At 44.3% G+C, this 4,050-nt stretch carries 3 protein-coding genes; all 3 read left to right on the forward strand.

Annotated elements, in window-relative coordinates:
* Positions 1–70 precede the first annotated feature (70 nt).
* The 3 genes from ACFE93_RS34065 (at position 71) to ACFE93_RS34075 (ending at position 3,835) form a co-directional block, all read left to right on the forward strand.
* Positions 71–1,471, forward strand: coding sequence for a sugar porter family MFS transporter (locus ACFE93_RS34065; RefSeq protein WP_375480466.1), 1,401 nt, complete (start codon positions 71–73; stop codon positions 1,469–1,471).
* 427 nt (positions 1,472–1,898) lie between these two features.
* Positions 1,899–2,045: a hypothetical protein gene (locus ACFE93_RS34070; RefSeq protein ID WP_375480468.1), complete on the forward strand. Its 147-nt coding sequence runs from the start codon at positions 1,899–1,901 to the stop codon at positions 2,043–2,045.
* Positions 2,046–2,221: 176 nt separating this feature from the next.
* Positions 2,222–3,835: an iron uptake porin gene (locus ACFE93_RS34075; RefSeq protein WP_375480470.1), complete on the forward strand. Its 1,614-nt coding sequence runs from the start codon at positions 2,222–2,224 to the stop codon at positions 3,833–3,835.
* Positions 3,836–4,050 lie beyond the last annotated feature (215 nt).

Consider the following 4,050-nt stretch of genomic DNA (forward strand, 5'->3'; position numbering starts at 1 on the left):
TAATTTATCAATGCCCCATGCCCAATGCCCCATGCCCAATTCCCAATTCCCAATCCCCAATATATAAACAATGTCTTCCACTACTGTTCGTCGTAAAGCCAACACGTTTTATGTAATTTTGATTGCTGGTGCCGCTGCCCTCGGCGGGTTTTTATTCGGTTTTGACACTGCTGTAATCAACGGCGCGGTTTTATCTCTAGCAAAAGCTTTTAATACCAGTAGTTGGGTAACAGGGCTAGCAGTGTCCCTAGCGTTGCTGGGGTCTGCGGTAGGAGCCTTCTTTGCCGGACAGATTGCAGACCGTTATGGTCGAGTCAACGCAATGGTGGTCGCTTCGGCGTTGTTTACTATCAGTGCCATTGGCTCTGGGATGGCCTTCACTATCTGGGATTTTATCTTTTGGCGATTATTGGGTGGGATTGGCATCGGCGTTGCTAGCGTTATTGCGCCGGCTTACATTGCCGAATGTTCTCCCACCCATTTGCGAGGAAGGTTAGGATCTCTGCAACAATTAGCGATCGTAGTCGGAATTTTCGTTGCCTTATTGAGCGACTACTTTATCGCTGTATCAGCAGGTTCAGCAGACTCGCCGTTTTTGTTTGGAGTTGCAGCCTGGCGCTGGATGTTTTGGACAGCAGTCCCGCCAGCAGTATTCTATGGGATGGTAGCTTTAACAATTCCTGAATCCCCCCGTTATTTAGTTGCTAAAGGACGAGAGCCAGAAGCTGCTAACGTTTTGACCAAGATTTTAGGGGGTGACGTACTGCCAAAAATCGAAGAAATTCGGCAGACAGTGCTTCAAGAACGCCAACCCAGCTTTTCTGACCTCTTAAGTAGAAGTGGCGGACTCCTGCCAATTGTTTGGATAGGAATAGGCTTATCTGTATTACAGCAATTTGTTGGGATTAATGTAATCTTTTACTACAGCAGTGTTTTGTGGCGGGCTGTCGGGTTTTCTGAAAAAGATTCCCTATCAATCACGGTGATTACAGGAGCCGTCAACATTATTACAACACTGATTGCGATCGCCTTTGTGGATAAATTTGGCCGCAAGCCCTTACTTATAATCGGGTCAATCGGCATGACCGTAACCTTGGGAACGATGGCTTATCTGTTTGGCAATGCTCCCCTCGATGCTGCTGGCAACCCCAATCTTACCGGAAGCGCCGGGACTATAGCTCTCATTGCAGCCAACCTCTATGTATTTTGCTTCGGTTTTTCCTGGGGGCCAGTGGTTTGGGTGCTGTTGGGAGAAATGTTTAATAACAAAATTCGAGCCGCCGCACTTTCGATTGCTGCTGCTATGCAATGGGTTGCCAATTTCCTCATTTCCACAACATTTCCTCCTATATTGCAATATTTCGGTCTGGGTTCTGCCTATGGACTCTATACAATTGCAGCAGCTACCTCATTCTTTTTCATTCTCTTTTTTATTAAAGAAACCAAAGGAATTGAGTTGGAAGATATGTAATTGGCATCCATCTAGTACCGCTGTGCGTAATTCATAATTCGTATCTCTGTGTCCTCTGCGTCTGGAGCGGTTGTTAAAAAAAGATTTTGACAAATAGTTTTAGCCTTATATCGATTATCGGCTTTGTTGAATAGAACAAGGGGCTTAAGCCCCTTGTCTCACCAAGCGTGATTTTATGGAGTTTTATAAACAATTGGCTTGGGCTTAGATGGGGTTGAGAGCAACAGATAAATTCCAACCTTCTGCCTCCTGCCTTATTCACAACTGATGACAGCAAAGTAATTGAAAAGTATGCAGCAGTGTGTTGATAAATACAGCATTTTCCTAATTATTAGGAGTCTGTATTCCTATCTGTGATGCTACATCCCAGAAAAAATATTAGACAACAACTAAATACAAACTTTCGCTTCCGTAAATCAGTAAAAAGATGGAAACTATCAATACGGCTCTTTGTTCTTCTGGTTTATCCGGCATGGTATTTCATGCGCCGTTTATTGATTTACATCCCAGATTTAAATTAGAGCCAATTACTGTTAATGCCGAAGACGGAATTAATCTAATGCGGATTATATAAGCGGCTATTAAAAGCAGCAATGAGCAAAAAGTCATAGCGTTGGTTTAAGTAACCTAAAACTTAAGCTCAAAATATGTAACTTTAATCCTGATTAACTCCTAATCTGGAAGCTTTGCTTCGAGTCTAATCTCTTTAGTTACAAAGTCACAATTAAACCATTTTCAAGTAATAAGACAATGATTAAAATTTTTTTTCATAGCTTTTTTCTTCTATTTTTGGCAATTCCAGCAGTTTGGGCAGCACCTCCAGAAAATGATTCTAATGCAGTAGATGCTAATCGGAATTTACAGGGACAAGTAAATTCTGTTTCCCAGTTTTCTGATGTACAACCAACCGATTGGGCGTTTGGTGCATTGCAATCGCTGGTGGAACGCTACGGCTGTATTGCAGGTTATCCCAACTCCACCTATCGCGGGAACCGTGCCTTAACCCGTTATGAGTTTGCCGCAGGTTTAAATGCTTGTTTGGATCGGATTAATGAGTTAATTGCCACAGCTACTAGCGATTTAGTTAATAAGCAAGATTTGGCAGTGCTGCAAAAGTTGCAGTCAGATTTTGCCGCAGAACTGACAACTCTGCGCGGACGAGTAGATACCGTAGAGGCACATACAGCAACATTAGAGGCACAGCAGTTTTCCACTACTACTAGGTTGAATGCTCAAATTATTACCGCTATTAGTGATACCTTTGGTGATAGAGTGGGTGGCGAAGATGATCAATCCAATCTCTACTTTGCAAATCGGGGTCGTCTCAACTTTGAGAGCAGTTTCACTGGCAAAGATTTATTGCGAGTCCGGCTAGAATTTGGTAACTTTACAAATTCCAATGGTGTCAGCCAAATTGCCGCAGCCACAGGCACAGGGATGACACGCCTGAACTTCGATTATGACAGCAACGATATACTTTTTGTCCCCCACATCCGTTATTACTTCCCAGTCAGTGATTCCCTTAACTTCGTTGTTGGGCCTACAGGCATTGGTTACACCGACATTTCTACCACCGTCACTCCCCCCACAATCGCTGACGACGGCAATGGAGTTCCCTCACTATTTGGGTCATACAGTCCCTTATTCCGGCGAGGTGGCGGCGGTGCAGCCGCTAACTGGAACATTACCAAAGACTTGGTTCTCACCTTGGGCTATTTAGCAAGCAGTCCTTATGTGCCATCGGGGAGCAACAGCTTGTTTAATGGCGGCTACAATGCCTTAGCGCACTTAGCATATTACGGTAAGCAAGGAGCAATTGGTGTTGCCTACTCTCATGGCTATAGCCCTGCTGGAGCAACCGATCTCGCCGCTGGGACGGGTAGCGTCCTGTCAAACGCTCCCTTTGGTAACAACATTGCTAGTTCCAATGATATTGTCGGCACACAGGGATACTATCGCTTCTCCCCAAATTTCCAAGTCCACGCTTGGGGTGGATATATTTGGGCAAATGCCGAGAATTCTGGTTTGAGTGATATTTCTAATGGTAGGGGTGGAACAGATTCTCTATTTGTGAACAATGGTGACAATGCCAATGCCTGGTTTGGGGCGATTGGTATGTCGTTTCCCGATGTGGGTGGTAGAGGCAATCTGCCGGGAATTCTCTTTGGTATACCACCGCATATCTCTAACAGTGATGTCCGTCAAGACCGAGACAACGCTTACCATATCGAAGCATTTTATCGTTACCGCCTGAATGACAACATCTCAGTGACTCCTGGTTTTTGGGTGATTCTCAACCCGGAAAATGACAGCAGAAATGATACGCAGTATGTGGGTGTGCTTCGCACAACCTTCGATTTTTAACTGAATGTCAATGGTTTGCTTGCTCGACAGAGTGCTAAGTATTCAGCACTCTTTAGGAACTTCCAGTGAAAAAACATAAATTATTCTTCTGTTACTACCAAATTCCACAGCGCATCAATTCCACTGCCTACATATTCTGAATCCTGGTGTTGTGAAATCCATTCGGCGACAGTAGCAGTAATATTGCTGGAGTTTTTGCCCAAGTTGCCCAATGC

This window comes from uncultured Nostoc sp. (assembly GCF_964247315.1).
In the GTDB taxonomy this organism is placed as follows: Bacteria; Cyanobacteriota; Cyanobacteriia; order Cyanobacteriales; family Nostocaceae; genus Nostoc.